The organism is Litchfieldella anticariensis FP35 = DSM 16096 (genome assembly GCF_000409775.1).
Lineage (GTDB): Bacteria > Pseudomonadota > Gammaproteobacteria > Pseudomonadales > Halomonadaceae > Litchfieldella > Litchfieldella anticariensis.
Map to the genome: position 1 here is coordinate 287,317 of NZ_KE332388.1, position 16,122 is coordinate 303,438.

Sequence of the window (16,122 nt, forward strand, 5' to 3'; positions counted from 1 at the left end):
TTCTCGCAACTTCACTACGGATTTGTTGTCACCACGCTAGGGCACTATCAATTCAGGGAGGAGAACCACATGCATTTGGTGCGGCAACTGGCCATCGCCTTGCTGCTAGGGACGATTCTAGCGCCTTCTTCATGGGCTCAGTCCGATGAACCCCAAGCCGACGCAGCCCCATCGGAAGAGGCTCAAGCCGACGAAGAACAAGCCGACAAAGCCTCATCGGAAGAGGCACAAACGACTGACAAAGAGGAACAAGCTAGCGAGAACCAAGCTGACGATGCCTCACCGGAAGAGGCTCAAGTCAACGAGACCCAGCCCGAAGCCACGCCGACGTCGGTATTCAATGACGTCACGGAGCAAGCGCGCGAGTTGGCTTCCTCCTCCTACGAGAGTCGTTCAGGTGCATTGCCCGAGGCTCTGCGTGAACTCGATCACAATGTTTATGAGTCGATCCGTTTTCGCCCGGAAAGTGCCTTGTGGAAGGGTGAAGAACTGTTTTCGGTTCAACTCTTCCATTCCGGTTTCCTGTACAACCAGCCAGTGAGTATTCATCTAGTAAAGGATGGCAAGATCGATCCCCTATCCTTCAGCAAGGACTTCTTCCAGTACGAGGGTGATGCTGCTCCCTTGGCGGAGCGCGATCTAAGCAACGCGGGCTTCGCTGGCTTTCGCCTGCACTATCCCATTAACCGCGAAAATTACCACGACGAATTTCTGGTCTTTCGTGGTGCCTCCTACTTCCGTATGGTAGGCCGTCATCAGAGATATGGCCTTTCCGCACGAGGTCTGGCCATCAATACCGCCACACCCGAAGGCGAGGAGTTTCCCGCCTTTCGCGAATTCTGGCTGTTCAAACCCGGCCCCGATGATACCAGCATGAATGTGGTGGCCCTGCTCGACAGCCCCTCCGTCGCTGGCGCCTATCTTTTCACTATTCGACCAGGCGAGCGAGTGACGGTGGATGTCGAAGCACGCCTGTTCGCTCGCCAGGACATCGACAAGCTCGGCATAGCACCATTGACCAGCATGTTCGGCCATGGCGATGCCAGTCTCTTTCCAGCGGATGATTTCCGCCCCAGGGCGCACGACTCCGGGGGGCTATTGACACGCACCAGCAGCAAGGAATGGGTTTGGCGCCCTTTGAACAACCCCCGTGAACTACGCATCTCGCGCTTTCAGGACGAGACTCCTTCACAATTCGGCCTGGTCCAGCGCAAGCGAGACTTTGAAGACTACTTGGACGCAAAGCGTCGATACGATCGCCGCCCCAGCTACTGGGTAATGCCACTGGACGATTGGGGCCCCGGCAGCGTGGAGTTGGTCGAAATCCCCAGCGACTCCGAGACCAACGACAACATCGTGGCTTATTGGGTCCCCAAGCGTTCGATGCAAGCCGGCGATGAACGTACCTATCGCTATCAGATATCCACCTTCGACGCCCACTTGCCTCAACAGACGCTGGCCAGCGTGGTGCGTACCCGGCAAGGCTGGGCAAGAGAACCGGGGCAGGTCGAGCCACCGCCCCGCACCCAACGTCAATTCGTGGTCGACTTCCAGGGTGGAGATCTCTCTACCCTGGATGCCAGCCACCCCGTCGAGGCCGACTTGAGCGCCTCGAACGGCGAGATTCGCAACCTAGAAGTACAGCAACTGCCCGATGGACGAACATGGAGAGCTTCGTTTCATCTGCAACCGGAAGGCCAACAGCCCGTCGACATGCGCCTGAGGCTGTCGATGCGCGGTAAGCCAGTAACGGAAACCTGGAACTATGTATGGACCCCAAATGAACTCCGCTGACCCGACCACACATGACATACCCTGGTTAGGCACACGGCGAGCAATCTTCGCCCTTCTGGTGCTGACCAGTACGGCGCTGGGTGGCTGGACGATGTTCGAAATCCTGCGTGTCAATGGCATCACGCCGTTGCAATGCGTGATCCTGGGGTTGTTCGTGATCACCTTCGGCTGGATCACGATCGCCTTCTGGACCTCCATCATGGGTTTTGTCCTGCAACTGACCCGACGTGATCCCTTGACCCTGGCCAAGCTCCGCACCAATGACGTACCAACTCAGCTTGGGGAGCATCGTACCGCTCTGGTAATGCCCATCTTCAACGAGGATCCACAGCGGGTAGCGAATGGGCTTGAGTGTACTTGTCGTTCGCTGTTGGAATATCCCGGCGCCGAACGGTTCGAGGCGTTCGTGCTAAGCGATACCTCGAATGACGAGATCGCTCGCCGGGAAGAGATCGCCGTGGCCGCCCTCCAACAACGGCTGGGATCACGCTTCACTATCCACTATCGACGCCGCGAAGAAAATCACGGACGTAAGGCAGGTAACCTGGCGGACTTCTGTCGCCGCTGGGGCCGGCATTACGACTATATGGTGGTGTTGGATGCCGACAGCATCATGGGCGGCAAGACGCTCATGTCACTGGTGCAGTCGATGCAGGCCAACCCCAGCGTGGGCATGATCCAGACGGTACCGATACCGATCCGCCAGGATAGCGTTTTCGGACGTTTCACCCAATTCGCCGCGGCGTTGCACAGCCCCATGCTGGCTACTGGACAAAGCTTCTGGCAGGGTGATGCCGCCAACTTCTGGGGGCACAACGCTATCTTGCGCACACGTGCCTTCATGGACTGCTGTGGTTTGCCGACTCTCTCCGGAAAACCACCGCTGGGTGGTGAAATCCTGAGTCATGACTTCGTCGAAGCGGCACTCTTACGGCGAGCGGGATGGGAAGTCAGACTGGATACCAGCCTCGAAGAGAGTTTCGAGGAAGTACCCAGCAACCTGCTCGAATTCGCCAAGCGAGATCGTCGCTGGACCCAGGGCAACATGCAGCACTTGCGTCTTCTTACCGGACGTGGGCTGCATACCATGAACCGTTTCCATTTCCTGTGCGGCGCCCTGGCCTACCTTTCTTCATTGCTATGGGCCATGATGCTCGGTGTCAGTACCGTGGACGCCATCGGCCGCGCGCAAGGTCAGCACCATTTCTTCAGCGATGGCTATCAGCTCTTCCCCGACTGGCCAATCTCTACGCCCGGCCTGATCATCCCGCTATTGGTCAGCACGGTGGTATTACTACTGCTGCCCAAGGCATTGGGCGTCTTGCTGGCTTTCATTCAGTGCCCAGCCGCCTATGGCGGAAGATTCCGTCTCGTGGCAAGCACCTTTCTGGAAATCGCCATCGCCGTCCTGATCGCCCCCATCATGATGGCGTTTCACAGCCTCTTCATCATCGGTGTACTGACCGGCTATAACGTGACCTGGAACGCTCAGGTTCGCGAAGGACGCTCGGTACCATGGAAAGATGCCATTCGTCATACCTGGGCGGGCACTCTGCTCGGGGCGATATGGGGACTTGCCACCTACCAGATGGCACCGGAGTTTTTCTGGTGGCTGTCGCCGGTGTGGGCCGGACTGCTGCTGGCAGCTCCGCTGGTGAGGTTCACCAGTAGCCTGAAGCGGGGTGCCAGATTACGCCGCTTTGGACTCTTGCTAGTGCCGTCCGAAGTGTCGCCTCCACCGGTCTTGCAGCCACTGGAAACGTCGTCGTTATCGTCGGATTCCCAAGGGCTTAGTCTGGCGCCACCTCCTCCGGAGCTTCCCGGTGAGATGCCGATACAGTCTTTCACCGATCTACCGCACCCACGAGCCCGCCCACTGACGAAAGTTCCCGTCAAGGAGTAGCCCATGGGCCGAGCCACCAAGTTTCCAGCCTCCCGGTTGAGGAGTTGCCTGGGCTTGGTGCGCTCGCACTGGCAGTCGGCCGTTGATATCGGCGCCTGGCTACACAACGGTGCCGATGACATGGCCTCCGGCGATCGCTCTGTACGACTCATATCGCAGGAGAACGTCTCATGAGCATCTCGACCTTCCCTCTCTGGCAGGACTTGACCAGTCAGGATATCGCCGAACTACCTGAAGAGAGCATTGCCGTCATGGTGCTAGGGGCCATTGAGCAGCATGGTGCCCATCTGCCGTTATCCACTGACCTCGATATCGGTGAGGGGCTGCTCGAAGCAGCTCTGGAGCATTTACCGGACGGGTTTCCATTGGTCCAGCTACCGAGTATGGCGGTGGGCACCAGCGACGAGCACTTAAGCTTTCCAGGCACCTTGAGCCTGCCCCCAGACGTTGCCATCGCCACACTGGAGGCCCATGGCGATGCCGTAGCTCGTGCCGGACTCGAAAGGCTGGTACTGATCAACAGCCACGGTGGCAACCAAGCGGTGATGGACCTCGCTGCTCTAGCACTTCGCCAACGCCACGGCCTATTGGTGGTCAAAGCCCAGTACATGAAGATGCCTCCCCCCGGAATGTTGCCAAGCGGCGGCCTGCCTGCCGAGGAACTGCGTCATGGATTGCACGGTGGCGCGGTGGAAACCGCCATGATGCGTTATCTGGCCCCCCACAAAGTACGTGTCGAGCATCTCGAGCATCCGGCTTCGCGAGGCGAAGCGATGGAGAACGAAGGCTGGCTGCTGGCACCGGAAGGTGAAGCGGCATTCGCCTGGCTGGCTGAGGACCTGCACCCCAGCGGCACAACGGGAAACGCCCGGTTGGGTACGCCCGAACTAGGCGAACGCCTGGTCGCCCATTATGCCAAGCGACTGGCACGTATCCTGCGCGAGGCCGGCGACATGGAGATCGACGATTTTCAAGCTTGGCCGGAAGAGTGACCATTGAGGACCTCGTCGAGCAGGTGACCAGCCCGCTCGGCCTTGGCGCTCAAGTAACGGTGGTTATGATCGGTGAGCCGCCCATAGAGTGCCTGGCGATCGACGACCTCAATGCCTCCTTCTATCAGAGCATCGATCTTGCGTGGATTGTTGGTCAGCAGTTGCACTCGTTGTATTCCCAAAGCCGAGAGCATATCCACGGCAACTCGATAATCGCGTTCGTCTTCACCAAAACCCAGCACTTGGTCAGCATCCAAGGTGTCAAACCCGGTATCCTGCAGGGCATAGGCGCGTAACTTGTTGGCCAAGCCGATGCCGCGTCCCTCCTGAGCCAGATACAGCAGCACGCCGCCCCCCATGGCATCGATATCCGCCACTGCCTTGCGCAGTTGCTCACCGCAATCACAGCGCAAGCTACCGAACAGATCGCCAGTCAGGCAGGCCGAGTGCAGGCGCAACGGCACGGCGTCCCGCCAACGCTCGACATCACCAATCATCACCGCTACATGTTCGCGTAACCCGTCCGGTTCACGGAACAGGATGAAGCGACTCTCATGTGCGTCGGCAAGCGGAATCCTTGCTTCACTGACCCGCTTCAACAGTCCTGTCGAAGTCTCGAAACAACGCACCGCCTTCTCGGCCGCTACCGACAGCAGGCTCCCCTCGGTGACCAGTTGTTGAACCCGAGACTTCGCCTTGGCCGCCACCCGTGCCGTTAGTGCTGCAGGAATCAACAAGGCGCGACGCATCAATGCCAGGGCAGCCAGATCAGCGAGTTCGGCAGCTTGCGGTGCTCGAAACAATCTGAGGCGCCGTGGCTGGTCACCGAATGCCAAAGCATTCAGGCACCGAACGCTCAGCGGGGCTGACGACGTCAACGGCAGACGCGCGGCTTCAGCAGCGATGTCCTCACCCAGCAGGGCTAGGCGATAGCGACTGATCACCAGCGAGGGGGACTCACCTGCCGTAGCGATCAAGTCATCGAGCCCCCCATCATCCACACCCTCGACGGGCTGAACCAATACGTCGGTGCCACCATCATGCAGGAGTACCGGGAAGCCGCGTCGGATATCGAAAATGGCACGTTCGATCTGATGCATGGACGTCTCCTGTCAGCACTAGGCGAAGGGTTGTGCTTCCATGATGGACTGCGCAAGATGTTAAAGCCCGCTCCGATTAGGAGGCCGCATGTCTGATACCCCCCGCGAAGCCTCGCTGCTCGAGGCGGCTTGGGATTGCGTACGCCGGTCATGCGAACGCGATTGGTCAACGTCGTCATTGCAGCATTTCACCCTACGAGACATCCACTTGAGCGTCGAACGAGGCGGCATCTGGCATGCCGAAGCGCCCCTTCCCGACGAGGCCCGAGACCTGCTCGACTGCCTGCTGCCGTTAGTCGCCCATGATGCCCCGCTGGCAATCGCACAGCTTGGGCAAAGCCTCGATGGACGCATCGCCACCGTCTCAGGTCACTCGCAGTACGTGAACGGCCTTGCCGGTCGCGTACATCTTCACCGCTTGCGCGCCTTGGTCGACGCCGTAGTGGTGGGCGCCGGCACCGTCATAGCCGACAATCCAAAGCTCAGTGTGCGCCATGTCAATGGTCACCAGCCGCAACGTGTGGTGATCGACCCTAGCGGGCGGGTGCCGGCTGCAAGCCATGTCTTCCAGGTCGCCGAGGCTCCAACCCTGCATGTGATCGGTGAAGGTGTACTGCCTTCGGGACCGATGGGCAAGCATGTCACACGGCTCACGATGACGCAGACCGAGAACGGTATCGAGCCTCACGCCATCCTCGAACGACTGGCAAGACTGGGCCTCAAGCGGGTACTGATCGAAGGTGGAGGAAAGACGGTATCTCGCTTTCTGGAAGCCGGGGCGCTGCAACGCCTTCATCTGCTGGTAGCGCCACTGTTGATCGGATCGGGCCGCCCCGGACTCGAGCTTCCTCCCATCCTGACGCTCGACCAGGCGTTGCGTCCCGCATGGAGGCACTTCGATTGCGGCGACGACATTCTCTTCGACCTCGATCTGACCGCCGTCACCTGACCCAGCATCCTCCGACACAGTACTCTCGCTCACCATATCGTAAGCCTGTGCGAAACGTGGAGCCGGCAAGGTCATGTCCGTTTCTCTCCTTGCATGGATTGTCGTGGTCGAGGGCAAGCAAAGAGATCGACATGTCCAACCCGTACACCGAACTTTCCCCTGGCCAGTGCCGTACGACGACGGCCATGCCAATCGGCCAAGCGCATACGCGACGCTGGCTCTTGCTCACAAGCGGCATCCAACCAACCATCGACCAGGGCACTGGCAAGTTCCAGAGTATCGGGATCGCCAGCGGGAAGCTGCCAAGGACTGGGTGCCATTTCCACTTCATAGCCATGCTCGATGAAAACATCGCGCAGTACCGTCGGCGCCTCGCTGCCTAGCGCCACTCCCAGACCCTTGTCACGTCGCTGATGAGCATTGAACAAGGCCTTGACCCACGCATCATCCTCATCATCATCAACCAGGCCACGTCGATCGATGAAGGCCCAATGACCATCGACATTCAAGGTAAGCAACACGGCGGCCCTCTGTCGGGCACAAGCAGCCACGAAACGCTTCACCCAGTCACGGGAGGTTAGATCGAACAGAGCAGAAGCACAGACCAGGACAACCCCCTTCCACCAGGCGGCGCCAAGGTCGTTCAAGTCATGGAGCCACGTCTCAATGTCCAGAGCACGCCCCTCGCTGTCACCCACGACTCGACAGCGCTGAGCGGCCTGGACCAACAGATCAGCGTCATGGTCAATCAGACGCCAGCGCTGAGGCCCCGGTAGCCGTGAAGCCAAGTAGCATGAGTTGCCACCGGCGCCACAGCCAAGATCGACCATGGTCAACGGCGGGTCGCACTGTCGCAGAAAATCGGCAGCCAAGCGGGTCAACCGCCAACTACGCGCCTGGCCGTCGGCTCGCTCGCGCAGCGCCAGCCAGTCGAAGGTAAAGCGGCTATCACGTGCGGAAACATTCATGGTGGAGTTCCCGCATCGTCGGGTTCCCCCAAGGGGCGCTGGCTCAGGGCAGCGGCAAAGGCATCACCAGCGGCCTGCCAGTCGTATTGGCGACCACGAGCCTCACGTGCCCCCCTGCGTAGTCGCGCACGCAACTCAGAGTCATCGAGCCACTGTTGCAAAGCATCGCGCAGGGCGGCGACATTTCCGGGTGGCACCGCAATTCCCGCCCCTGCAGGCAGTGTATGTGCCAATGCCCCACCGGTCGTAGTGATCACTGGCAGTCCCCGTGCCAAAGCCTCTGTCACTACCATGCCATAACCTTCGTAGTGAGAAGGCAACACGAACAGGTCGGCGTGATGATAGGCCTCTCCCAGCCTTTCGGGCGGACGCTCGCCGAGCAGTCGCAGACGGTCACCGAGCTTATGGGCAGCGATCGACTCTGCAACCCGTTCGGTGTGTGCCGGATCACGATCAAGCCCACCGATGCAATCGCACTGCCAGTCGCGACCGGTCAGCGATGCCAAGGCTTCGATCAGTACTTCGTGCCCCTTGCGGGGGGTAACGGTAGCCACGCACAGCAAGCGCTGGAAACGCTCATCACTTCCGTCAGCGACGCTGGCAGCCAAGGGAGCAGGCTCGACGCCGGGTTCGATCACCGCCACCTTGGTGGCAGGCACGTCGAAGTCGGCGAGTCGCCGCGCGGTAAAGGGACTGGTGGCAATGATCCGCCCTACCGCCGCCAAGGCACGGGTTTCGCTGATCGTGAAGCGTGTCCGTTCGGCATCGTCGAGCCCGGTCTCGTCCGCCAATGGATGATGCACCAACGCCGTAATGTCGAGCCGTTTGGCATGTGCCGCCACTACCTCGGGCAAACCGCCCATGGCCAGGCCATCGATCACCACATACGCACCATCCTCTTGAAGGGCCAACGCTGTTTCCAAGGCACCAGCCGCCACAGCGTCGGGTTCAGGGAACGCGCCCTCCAGCCCTAGCACTTCGACCTGCCAATCCCGGGCACGTAATGCCGCCACGATTCGAGCATCGTAGACATAACCACCCGTGATTTGTGCAGGATCCCCAGCAACGATCAGGGTCAGTGACTTCGTCATAGTGCCCCCTCGTAGCTAGCCCAAGCGACATGCGATTCGTGCAGGGTAACGCACATGGCCGTGAGTCCCTTGGCGGTGTCTCCCAATCGCCCTTTGTGAACGGCTTTGGAGAGGCGTTCGAAGACCACCCGGGCCATGAACTCAGTGGTGGTATTGTGCCCCTTGAATTCTTCGAATTCGTCGAGATTGTGCAGATTGAACTCGGTCAGCACCTCGTGCAGCGCCTTGTTGGCCTGGGCAATGTCCACGACTAGGTCGTCACGATCGAGGTCCGGACGCTTGAAGGTCACATCGACGACATAAGTGGCCCCATGGCAGCGCTGGGCGGGGCCAAAGGTCTCGCTGTTGAAACTGTGGGCAATCATGAAATGATCGCGAACGGTCAAACTGAACATGTGGTTCTCCAATCCATGAAGTGAGGCTAGCGGTAACGCAGCCGATGACACAGCACTTCACCGCATCCGGCGACGAGGTCCGGCATGGTTTCGGGCAGATCGAGAAAATCGCTCTCACCACTGATCAAGGCATCGAGACGTTCGTCCGTCAACAGCTCGAGCGCCAAAGCCATGCGCCGACGATGATCCCAGCGTGGACGCCGCACTGCAGCGATTCCACCGACCTGGCTCGAACGCAAGGTCAACCGCTGAACGTGAAACGCCTCGCCCAGAGGTAACGCCACCTCTTGCTCACCATACCAACTCATCTCCAGCACGGTGGCCTCCGGTCCAGCCAACGACAGGGCCTGACGCAATCCCTCTGGATTACCGCTGGCGTGTATCACCAGGTCGTTGTCGCCAGTCGCCTGCATAGGGGAGCAAAAGCCGACATTCAGCGCCTCGGCCAGTTTGGCTCGCTGCGGCTCGATATCCATCAATTGCACGCGAGTGCCGGGAACACGGGCACATAGATAGGCGACCAACGCCCCAACGACTCCAGCGCCGATTACCAGGATGCGATCACCAAGGCATGGGGCGGCATCCCACAAGCCATTGAGTGCGGTTTCCATGTTGGCTGCTAGCACTGCGCGCTCCAGCGGAAGCCCCTCTGGAAGCGGGTGTACGGCATCGGCTGGCACCACGTAGCGATCCTGATGGGGAAAGAGACAAAAAACGTGCCGTCCTACCAGTGTCTTGGGCCCTTCTTCAACGATGCCGACATTGGCATAGCCATACTTCAGCGGTGCGGGAAAGTCGCCAGTCTGGAAAGGAGCACGCATACGCTCGTATTCGCTGACGGGTACTTGACCGTTGAACACTAGCGCTTCGGTACCGCGGCTGACGGCACTGAAGCGTGTCTTGATCAGCACTTCACCACTTTCCGGTGGCCGCAACGACTCATCACGCAATGCGCCGTGGCCGGGAGCCAGAAGCCAGAATGCCTTGGCGGAAATCAGTGGCATGACACTGTCCTTGTGGTTGTTGGGTGGCCAGATCTACGCTCAATCAATCACGCTCTTCCACTCAACATAGCGCTTCCACTCAACATAGTAGAAAGCCTAGGTAAACCGCCGATGGATGAGCCGTCATCACCCACTCGCACTGCCAACCGGCTCCTCGCGTTTGCTCATACGCGACCATGGCACGGCTGGGCCAATCGCATCACCCTGCTACGTGCCCTGTTGGTGATGATGATCGCCGCGACCCTGCCATTTCCCGAGTTCATGGCGAGCCAGAGCATATCCCTGGCCTCTCTAGCCTTCGTCGCCCTGCTGCTCGACGGGCTGGACGGCTGGGTGGCACGACGCACCGGTATGATCAGCGCCTTCGGTGCCCGCTTCGACATGGAAGTGGATGCCATCTTCATCCTGGTACTGTGCGCCGTCCTCATGGTGCTCGACAAGGTTGGCGCTTGGGTGCTGGCCATCGGCGCCATGCGCTATGTCTTCATCATCGCTGGGTGGCACTGGGACTGGTTACGCGCTGAACTGCCCGACAGCCGGCGACGCAAGGCGATCTGCGTATGGCAGGTCACCACCTTGCTGATTTGCTTGTTGCCGATCGTCGGCCATGCCCAGGCATCGCTGCTGAGTGGCATGGCGCTACTGCTGTTGTCGGCTTCCTTTGCCATGGATGTACGCTGGTTGCGAGGCAACGCTGATTGAACCGACCTTGCCCCCACGAGAGTTGGGGCCATTGCGGCAATAGTCGCCATCACCTAGACTGACCATCACTCGCTTGACGGGGTGCCGGTGGAACCGGCTGAGATCGCCTTACGACACGCATCGCGCCGATGTCGTCACGGCGGGGCCCGTTGAACCTGACCTGGTTAGGACCAGCGTAGGGATCAAGCGACAAGCAGGCGCCCGATCCCACCTGCCCCTGTCCCTTCCCCGCCGGTCCTCCCTGACGACCACACACTGGCTTAATAAGGAAGGGAGAACCCCCGCATGGCAAAAACTGCCCACTTTCTCGCCGAGAGCGCGCGCGTCGATGAAGCCGCTGTCCAGGCTCTGCCCGGCTCGCGCAAGGTCTACGTCGAAGGCTCGCGTCCAGATATCCGCGTACCTTTCCGTGAGATCTCGCTGTCGCCGACCAAGACCTCCGGCGCCGATGAGCAGAACCCGCCCTTGCTGGTCTACGATACCTCTGGCCCCTACACCGCCCCTGATACCGACATCGACCTGCGCAAGGGGTTGCCCGAGTTACGGCGTGCCTGGATAGAGGAACGCGACGATACCGAGTTTCTCGACGGCCCAACCAGCGAATATGGCCAACGCCGTGCCAATGATCCGATGCTTGCGCCGCTGCGCTTTGACCTGACTCGCACCCCGCGTCGGGCCAAGCCCGGCAAGAATGTCACCCAACTCCACTACGCGCGCCAGGGCATCATTACCCCGGAGATGGAGTTCATCGCCATCCGCGAGAACCAGCGCCGGCAAGCCTTGGGTACCGAGGAAGTCGAACGGATACTGGGCCACCAGCATCCGGGTGAAGGCTTCGGCGCTCGTCTACCCGAGGAGATCACCCCAGAGTTCGTGCGCCAGGAAGTGGCGGCGGGCCGCGCCATCATTCCCAACAACATCAACCACCCGGAATCCGAGCCGATGATCATTGGCCGCAACTTCCTGGTGAAGATCAACGGCAACCTGGGCAACTCGGCGGTGACCTCTTCGATCGAGGAAGAGGTCGACAAGATGACCTGGGGCATCCGCTGGGGCGCCGACACCATCATGGACCTGTCCACCGGGCAGAACATCCACGAGACCCGCGAGTGGATCATCCGCAACGCGCCGGTGCCGATCGGAACCGTGCCCATCTACCAGGCGCTGGAGAAGGTCAACGGTGTCGCCGAGGATCTGACCTGGGAGGTATTCCGCGACACACTCATCGAGCAGGCCGAGCAGGGCGTGGATTACTTCACCATTCACGCCGGCGTGCTGCTGCGCTATGTGCCACTGACCGCCAAGCGCGTCACTGGCATCGTTTCCCGCGGCGGCTCGATCATGGCCAAGTGGTGCCTGTTCCATCACCGCGAGAGCTTCCTCTATACCCATTTCGAGGAGATCTGCGAGATCTGCAAGCAGTACGACGTGGCGTTCTCGCTGGGTGACGGCCTGCGCCCCGGCTCGGTGGCCGACGCCAACGACGAGGCGCAGATGGCCGAGCTCAAGACCTTGGGCGAATTGACGAAAATCGCCTGGAAGCACGACGTGCAGGTGATGATCGAAGGCCCCGGTCACGTGCCCATGCACCTCGTGAAAGAGAACATGGACAAGCAGCTCGAGTACTGCGACGAAGCGCCCTTCTACACCCTCGGCCCGCTGGTCACCGACATCGCTCCTGGCTACGACCACATCACCTCGGGTATTGGCGCAGCGATGATCGGCTGGTACGGCTGCGCCATGCTGTGCTACGTGACGCCCAAGGAGCACCTCGGCCTGCCCAACAAGGACGACGTCAAGACCGGCATCATCACCTACAAGATCGCCGCCCACGCCGCCGACCTGGCCAAGGGCCACCCAGCCGCCCAGCGCCGCGACAACGCGCTGTCCAAGGCACGTTTCGAGTTCCGTTGGGAAGACCAGTTCAACCTGGGGCTCGACCCCGATACCGCGCGTGAGTACCACGACGAGACTCTACCCAAGGACTCCGCCAAAGTCGCCCACTTCTGCTCGATGTGCGGACCCAAGTTCTGCTCGATGAAGATCAGCCAGGAAGTGCGCGACTACGCCAAGGACAAGGGGCTTGACGGCGATCAGGAAGCGGTGATGAAAGGCATGGAGGAACAGGCCGAGAAGTTCCGCCAGCAAGGCGCCGAGCTATACCAAGAGGTGTAGAGAAACGTAAACCAATGGCAGCGAGTTGACAAAATGTCAACTCGCTGCCAAAGTGTTTTCTAGATCGTAGAACCAGGAATCGATGCACGGATGCATGTTATCTCGAGAAAACCATTCAATGATGCCACCAGAGCTTATCCCAACGATGCCGAGGCTATCATTCGGACCTATCGGATACTCAAAGCGGGAAGTTTCGAGACCCCCGATGCACTTCGTCGAGTCTTCCCTTCCCTGGACAACTTCCGCTACCGAGACAAGTGGTGGGTCATCGATATCGGTGGCAACAATCTGCGCCTGATGGCTTTCATCGAGTTTCGTGACCAACGCATGTACGTTAAGCACATCGTGACACATGCCGAGTATGACCGACTCTGCAAACGCTATGCGAAAGGAGGTTGACTGATGGAGCTTGCCACCATTGCCGCCAAGGCACATGAACTCTTTCGCGAAGCCCCTTTCATCGCCCATATCCACAATGACGATGACTATCGTCAGGCGCTGGCGTTGATGGACGAACTAATCGATGACTACGATGACAACCGGACGCTCATTGAGGTCCTCGAGGCATCGATCGAGCGCTGGGAGGAAACATCGGAAGAATTCGCCGACTTCAATGCTCGGGTCGCCGGCCTGGATGACGTCGCTGTACTCAAGCTGTTGATGGAGCAACACGGGCTGGGTATCGCCGACCTGCCCGAGATCGGCAGCAAATCGTTGGTCTCGAAGATCCTGAATGGTCGTGGCCGGCACCTCACCCGCAACCATATCCAAGCACTGAGCCAACGCTTCGACATCAGTCCAGCGCTTTTCTTCCATCGACATTGAAAAACGCGCGAGTACCGTCGACAACGCCCCCTCGCGGGGCGTTGTCGTGTCCAAGGTTTCATTCCCGGCCAAGAGAATCGGAAAGGAACGCAAGGGCACCACAAGAGGTCGTCTACACTGGGGGACGGAACGCTGCGGTTGTACGCAAACCGATATTGTCACCCGGAAGGTTATCGTCCTGGACAGGACGACCCGATTCAAGGAGCCGAAACCATGCCCGTCAACTCTCGTTCTGCTTTCCCTTCACATTGCCTGTGGCGCATTTCCCAATTCACTATGCTGGCACTGACATTGACAGTTTCCAGTGCGGCACTTGGCCAGAATGACCAAGAACAGAGTGGCGACCTGCAGACGATCGATGTCGCCGGCACCAGTCATCAGCTAGTGGCGCCCAAAGGTGTGCAGGTCGAAAAAATCGCCTCGCTGGACTCACCCCGAATGATCAGCATCGGGCTCGATGGCGAGATGTTCATCGGCAGCACTAGCGGTAGCATCTACCGCTCGGCTCCACCTTACGACCAAGCCTCCGCTCTCGCCGAGATTGGGGATTATCCGAACAGTGTGATACAGCGCGGTGACCACCTCTACGTCGCCACCACCACGGCCTTGTTGCGGGCCGACTACCAGGCCGGCGCTTCCCTCTCGGCCGATGACTTCAAGGAAGTCGCCAAGCTGCCGGGCGGTAGCGGGCACAATACCCGTACACTGGCAGTGGGCCCCGATGGACGTATTCACCTGTCCTTGGGTATCCAGGGCAATTGCTCGGATCAGTTCATTGGCGAAGGCTATGGTTTTGCCGATCGCCGCGGCGGCATCATGGTGCTCGACGAAAGCGGTGACTCTCCCCAATGGCAACCCTATGCCACTGGCCTACGCAACCCGGTCGGACTGGCCTGGAATCACGAGGGCGTCCTCTTTGCCACCAATAATGGCCCGGATCATTGGGGTTATGAGGTGCCTAGAGAAGTCGTGGTGCGTACCGAGGAAGGCAGTTTCCACGGCATGCCCTGGTTCCAATGGGTGGATGGTGAGTATCGCCGCGACGACTGTGTCAACAGCGAGCCGCCACACTCGGCGGACAGCATTGCGGCGCCAGCCGCCACCCTGCCGGCACGCAGCGCCCCCTTGGGAATGGACTTCCTGCCCGAGGGCAATGGCTTAGCACTGGATGCCGTGGTTGCCGTACACGGCAGTTGGGCGACCCTGCCAGATGGCCGTGCTTCCGGCGACCCGGCGACACGCCGTGAACCGAGAATCGTGGGAATTACTTTCGATGGCCAAGACCAGGGAAAAGTCAACGAACTGCTGAGCGGTTTCCAGAATGAGCAAGGCAAGCGTTGGGCACGCCCCACCGGCATCGCCTTTGCTCCAGACGGAGCACTTTATTTCACCTCCGATAGTGGCGACAGTGGGCTCTACCGGGTGACCTTCGATGGCGAACCCGTCGGTGCCGACACCACTCTCGACGACGTATCTCAAAGCGGCGAATAGTCAAGGCGAATCGCCTCCGGCGTGCATCCACGCCGGAGGCTCTGCTTCAAAAGCGGTAACGCACACCGACACTGGCAGCATCGAAGGTATGGCTGGACTTGTCGAGATAACGCATGTAATCGGCGCCGACCGCGACATTGGGCGCCATATCGAACTCAGCTCCCGCACCATAGGAAAAGCCGCCTTCCCGATCATCGCCGGAGAGTGGGCCAGAGACATCCGTTCTCACCTCAGAGAAGCCAGCGAGGCCATAGAGGCGAAATCTGTCGGCTACCGGCAAGATACCCTTTGCATAGGCACCGACCACGTATTCCAACTTGGTCTCGATGTCTTGCTCGGCATCGGAGCCACCACCGCCTAAATGCCCTTCTACAGCGAAATAGTCATTGAACTGGGCTCCCCCCAGCAGGCGCAGACCGATGCTGTCGACGGCAGACCCACGATCCGGATCGAATTCCCACCACATAGCGTCACCGCCGACATAGAAGTGAGGATAATTGGTGGACGAGAATGACTGTGCCTGAACCATGGCAGCGGTGCCTGACATCAGTAGTACGGCAGTGGATATAGCAAGAATCTTCATGGCCCACCTCTCCCCATTAAAAAACAGTGTTTTTTATTTTACTGCAGTTTGGCCTACAACCTCGTCACTTGCAATCAGCGCGTTACTCGATCATTCGGGACGAACGATCCTGTTCCCTGCTTGCAGCCTGATCACACAGCGCTATGGTAA

At 59.6% G+C, this 16,122-nt stretch carries 16 protein-coding genes and 1 riboswitch; of the genes, 10 read left to right on the forward strand and 6 right to left on the reverse strand.

Annotated features, from left to right (window positions below; translation table 11 throughout):
* The first annotated feature begins 69 nt into the window (after window positions 1–69).
* Genes L861_RS08300 through L861_RS08310 form a run of 4 tightly spaced genes read left to right on the forward strand, consistent with a single transcriptional unit; the run spans window position 70 to window position 4,689 of the window.
* The gene (locus tag L861_RS08300; RefSeq protein ID WP_016416610.1) at window positions 70–1,794 is read left to right on the forward strand and encodes a glucan biosynthesis protein; all 1,725 of its coding nucleotides are present in this window, start codon (window positions 70–72) and stop codon (window positions 1,792–1,794) included.
* Window positions 1,781–3,697: a glucans biosynthesis glucosyltransferase MdoH gene (gene mdoH, locus L861_RS08305; protein ID WP_016416611.1), complete on the forward strand. Its 1,917-nt coding sequence runs from the start codon at window positions 1,781–1,783 to the stop codon at window positions 3,695–3,697. Before L861_RS08300 ends, mdoH begins: the two co-directional genes overlap by 14 nt.
* A 3-nt stretch (window positions 3,698–3,700) precedes the next feature.
* Window positions 3,701–3,871: a hypothetical protein gene (locus tag L861_RS24680; protein WP_016416612.1), complete on the forward strand. Its 171-nt coding sequence runs from the start codon at window positions 3,701–3,703 to the stop codon at window positions 3,869–3,871.
* Window positions 3,868–4,689 (forward strand): creatininase family protein, encoded by an 822-nt coding sequence (locus L861_RS08310; protein WP_016416613.1) that lies wholly within the window; start codon window positions 3,868–3,870, stop codon window positions 4,687–4,689. Before L861_RS24680 ends, L861_RS08310 begins: the two co-directional genes overlap by 4 nt.
* Here the strand turns inward: L861_RS08310 and L861_RS08315 are convergent.
* Window positions 4,668–5,789, reverse strand: coding sequence for a GTP cyclohydrolase II (locus L861_RS08315; protein WP_016416614.1), 1,122 nt, complete (start codon window positions 5,787–5,789; stop codon window positions 4,668–4,670). The two genes, L861_RS08310 and L861_RS08315, sit on opposite strands and share 22 nt — an antisense overlap.
* 88 nt (window positions 5,790–5,877) lie before the next feature.
* Between L861_RS08315 and L861_RS08320 the strand changes: the two genes are divergently transcribed.
* Window positions 5,878–6,738, forward strand: coding sequence for a RibD family protein (locus L861_RS08320; protein ID WP_016416615.1), 861 nt, complete (start codon window positions 5,878–5,880; stop codon window positions 6,736–6,738).
* 71 nt (window positions 6,739–6,809) lie between these two features.
* On the opposite strand, the gene L861_RS08325 is transcribed toward L861_RS08320, so the two are convergent.
* From L861_RS08325 to L861_RS08340, 4 genes are read right to left on the reverse strand one after another with little or no spacing between them, the layout of a single operon-like run.
* Window positions 6,810–7,706 carry a class I SAM-dependent methyltransferase gene (locus L861_RS08325; RefSeq protein WP_035568068.1) on the reverse strand — a complete coding sequence of 299 codons (897 nt, stop codon included), beginning with the start codon at window positions 7,704–7,706 and terminating at the stop codon, window positions 6,810–6,812.
* Window positions 7,703–8,797: a glycosyltransferase family 4 protein gene (locus L861_RS08330; RefSeq protein ID WP_051149312.1), complete on the reverse strand. Its 1,095-nt coding sequence runs from the start codon at window positions 8,795–8,797 to the stop codon at window positions 7,703–7,705. Before L861_RS08330 ends, L861_RS08325 begins: the two co-directional genes overlap by 4 nt.
* Window positions 8,794–9,192: a 6-pyruvoyl trahydropterin synthase family protein gene (locus L861_RS08335; protein ID WP_016416616.1), complete on the reverse strand. Its 399-nt coding sequence runs from the start codon at window positions 9,190–9,192 to the stop codon at window positions 8,794–8,796. Before L861_RS08335 ends, L861_RS08330 begins: the two co-directional genes overlap by 4 nt.
* Window positions 9,193–9,218: 26 nt before the next feature.
* Window positions 9,219–10,196, reverse strand: a complete 978-nt coding sequence (locus tag L861_RS08340) for a zinc-dependent alcohol dehydrogenase (protein ID WP_016416617.1) — start codon at window positions 10,194–10,196, stop codon at window positions 9,219–9,221.
* Between the two features lie 111 nt (window positions 10,197–10,307).
* Here L861_RS08340 and L861_RS08345 point away from each other — a divergent pair, with 111 nt between their 5' ends.
* From L861_RS08345 to L861_RS08365, 5 genes are all read left to right on the forward strand, one after another.
* On the forward strand, window positions 10,308–10,898 hold the full coding sequence (locus L861_RS08345; RefSeq protein WP_016416618.1) for a CDP-alcohol phosphatidyltransferase family protein: 591 nt from the start codon (window positions 10,308–10,310) through the stop codon (window positions 10,896–10,898).
* Between the two features lie 67 nt (window positions 10,899–10,965).
* Window positions 10,966–11,097: riboswitch (TPP riboswitch) on the forward strand.
* A gap of 86 nt (window positions 11,098–11,183) precedes the next feature.
* Window positions 11,184–13,073: a phosphomethylpyrimidine synthase ThiC gene (gene thiC / locus L861_RS08350; RefSeq protein ID WP_016416619.1), complete on the forward strand. Its 1,890-nt coding sequence runs from the start codon at window positions 11,184–11,186 to the stop codon at window positions 13,071–13,073.
* 90 nt (window positions 13,074–13,163) lie between these two features.
* Window positions 13,164–13,472: a type II toxin-antitoxin system HigB family toxin gene (locus L861_RS08355; RefSeq protein ID WP_016416620.1), complete on the forward strand. Its 309-nt coding sequence runs from the start codon at window positions 13,164–13,166 to the stop codon at window positions 13,470–13,472.
* Window positions 13,473–13,475: 3 nt separating this feature from the next.
* The gene (locus L861_RS08360; protein WP_016416621.1) at window positions 13,476–13,898 is read left to right on the forward strand and encodes a helix-turn-helix domain-containing protein; all 423 of its coding nucleotides are present in this window, start codon (window positions 13,476–13,478) and stop codon (window positions 13,896–13,898) included.
* A gap of 213 nt (window positions 13,899–14,111) precedes the next feature.
* Window positions 14,112–15,389: a PQQ-dependent sugar dehydrogenase gene (locus L861_RS08365; protein ID WP_016416622.1), complete on the forward strand. Its 1,278-nt coding sequence runs from the start codon at window positions 14,112–14,114 to the stop codon at window positions 15,387–15,389.
* Window positions 15,390–15,435: 46 nt separating this feature from the next.
* Here the strand turns inward: L861_RS08365 and L861_RS08370 are convergent, their stop codons facing one another.
* On the reverse strand, window positions 15,436–15,972 hold the full coding sequence (locus L861_RS08370) for a porin family protein (RefSeq protein WP_016416623.1): 537 nt from the start codon (window positions 15,970–15,972) through the stop codon (window positions 15,436–15,438).
* Window positions 15,973–16,122 lie beyond the last annotated feature (150 nt).

Coding starts and splice junctions, on each gene's coding strand:
- L861_RS08340 (WP_016416617.1), bottom strand. CDS start 10,196: ATGCCACTGATTTCCGCCAAGGCATTCTGGCTTCTGGCTCCCGGCCAC.
- L861_RS08310 (WP_016416613.1), top strand. CDS start 3,868: ATGAGCATCTCGACCTTCCCTCTCTGGCAGGACTTGACCAGTCAGGAT.
- L861_RS08330 (WP_051149312.1), bottom strand. CDS start 8,797: ATGACGAAGTCACTGACCCTGATCGTTGCTGGGGATCCTGCACAAATC.
- L861_RS08335 (WP_016416616.1), bottom strand. CDS start 9,192: ATGTTCAGTTTGACCGTTCGCGATCATTTCATGATTGCCCACAGTTTC.
- L861_RS08360 (WP_016416621.1), top strand. CDS start 13,476: ATGGAGCTTGCCACCATTGCCGCCAAGGCACATGAACTCTTTCGCGAA.
- thiC (WP_016416619.1), top strand. CDS start 11,184: ATGGCAAAAACTGCCCACTTTCTCGCCGAGAGCGCGCGCGTCGATGAA.
- L861_RS08345 (WP_016416618.1), top strand. CDS start 10,308: ATGGATGAGCCGTCATCACCCACTCGCACTGCCAACCGGCTCCTCGCG.
- L861_RS08325 (WP_035568068.1), bottom strand. CDS start 7,706: ATGAATGTTTCCGCACGTGATAGCCGCTTTACCTTCGACTGGCTGGCG.
- L861_RS24680 (WP_016416612.1), top strand. CDS start 3,701: ATGGGCCGAGCCACCAAGTTTCCAGCCTCCCGGTTGAGGAGTTGCCTG.
- mdoH (WP_016416611.1), top strand. CDS start 1,781: ATGAACTCCGCTGACCCGACCACACATGACATACCCTGGTTAGGCACA.
- L861_RS08365 (WP_016416622.1), top strand. CDS start 14,112: ATGCCCGTCAACTCTCGTTCTGCTTTCCCTTCACATTGCCTGTGGCGC.
- L861_RS08300 (WP_016416610.1), top strand. CDS start 70: ATGCATTTGGTGCGGCAACTGGCCATCGCCTTGCTGCTAGGGACGATT.
- L861_RS08315 (WP_016416614.1), bottom strand. CDS start 5,789: ATGCATCAGATCGAACGTGCCATTTTCGATATCCGACGCGGCTTCCCG.
- L861_RS08355 (WP_016416620.1), top strand. CDS start 13,164: ATGCATGTTATCTCGAGAAAACCATTCAATGATGCCACCAGAGCTTAT.
- L861_RS08370 (WP_016416623.1), bottom strand. CDS start 15,972: ATGAAGATTCTTGCTATATCCACTGCCGTACTACTGATGTCAGGCACC.
- L861_RS08320 (WP_016416615.1), top strand. CDS start 5,878: ATGTCTGATACCCCCCGCGAAGCCTCGCTGCTCGAGGCGGCTTGGGAT.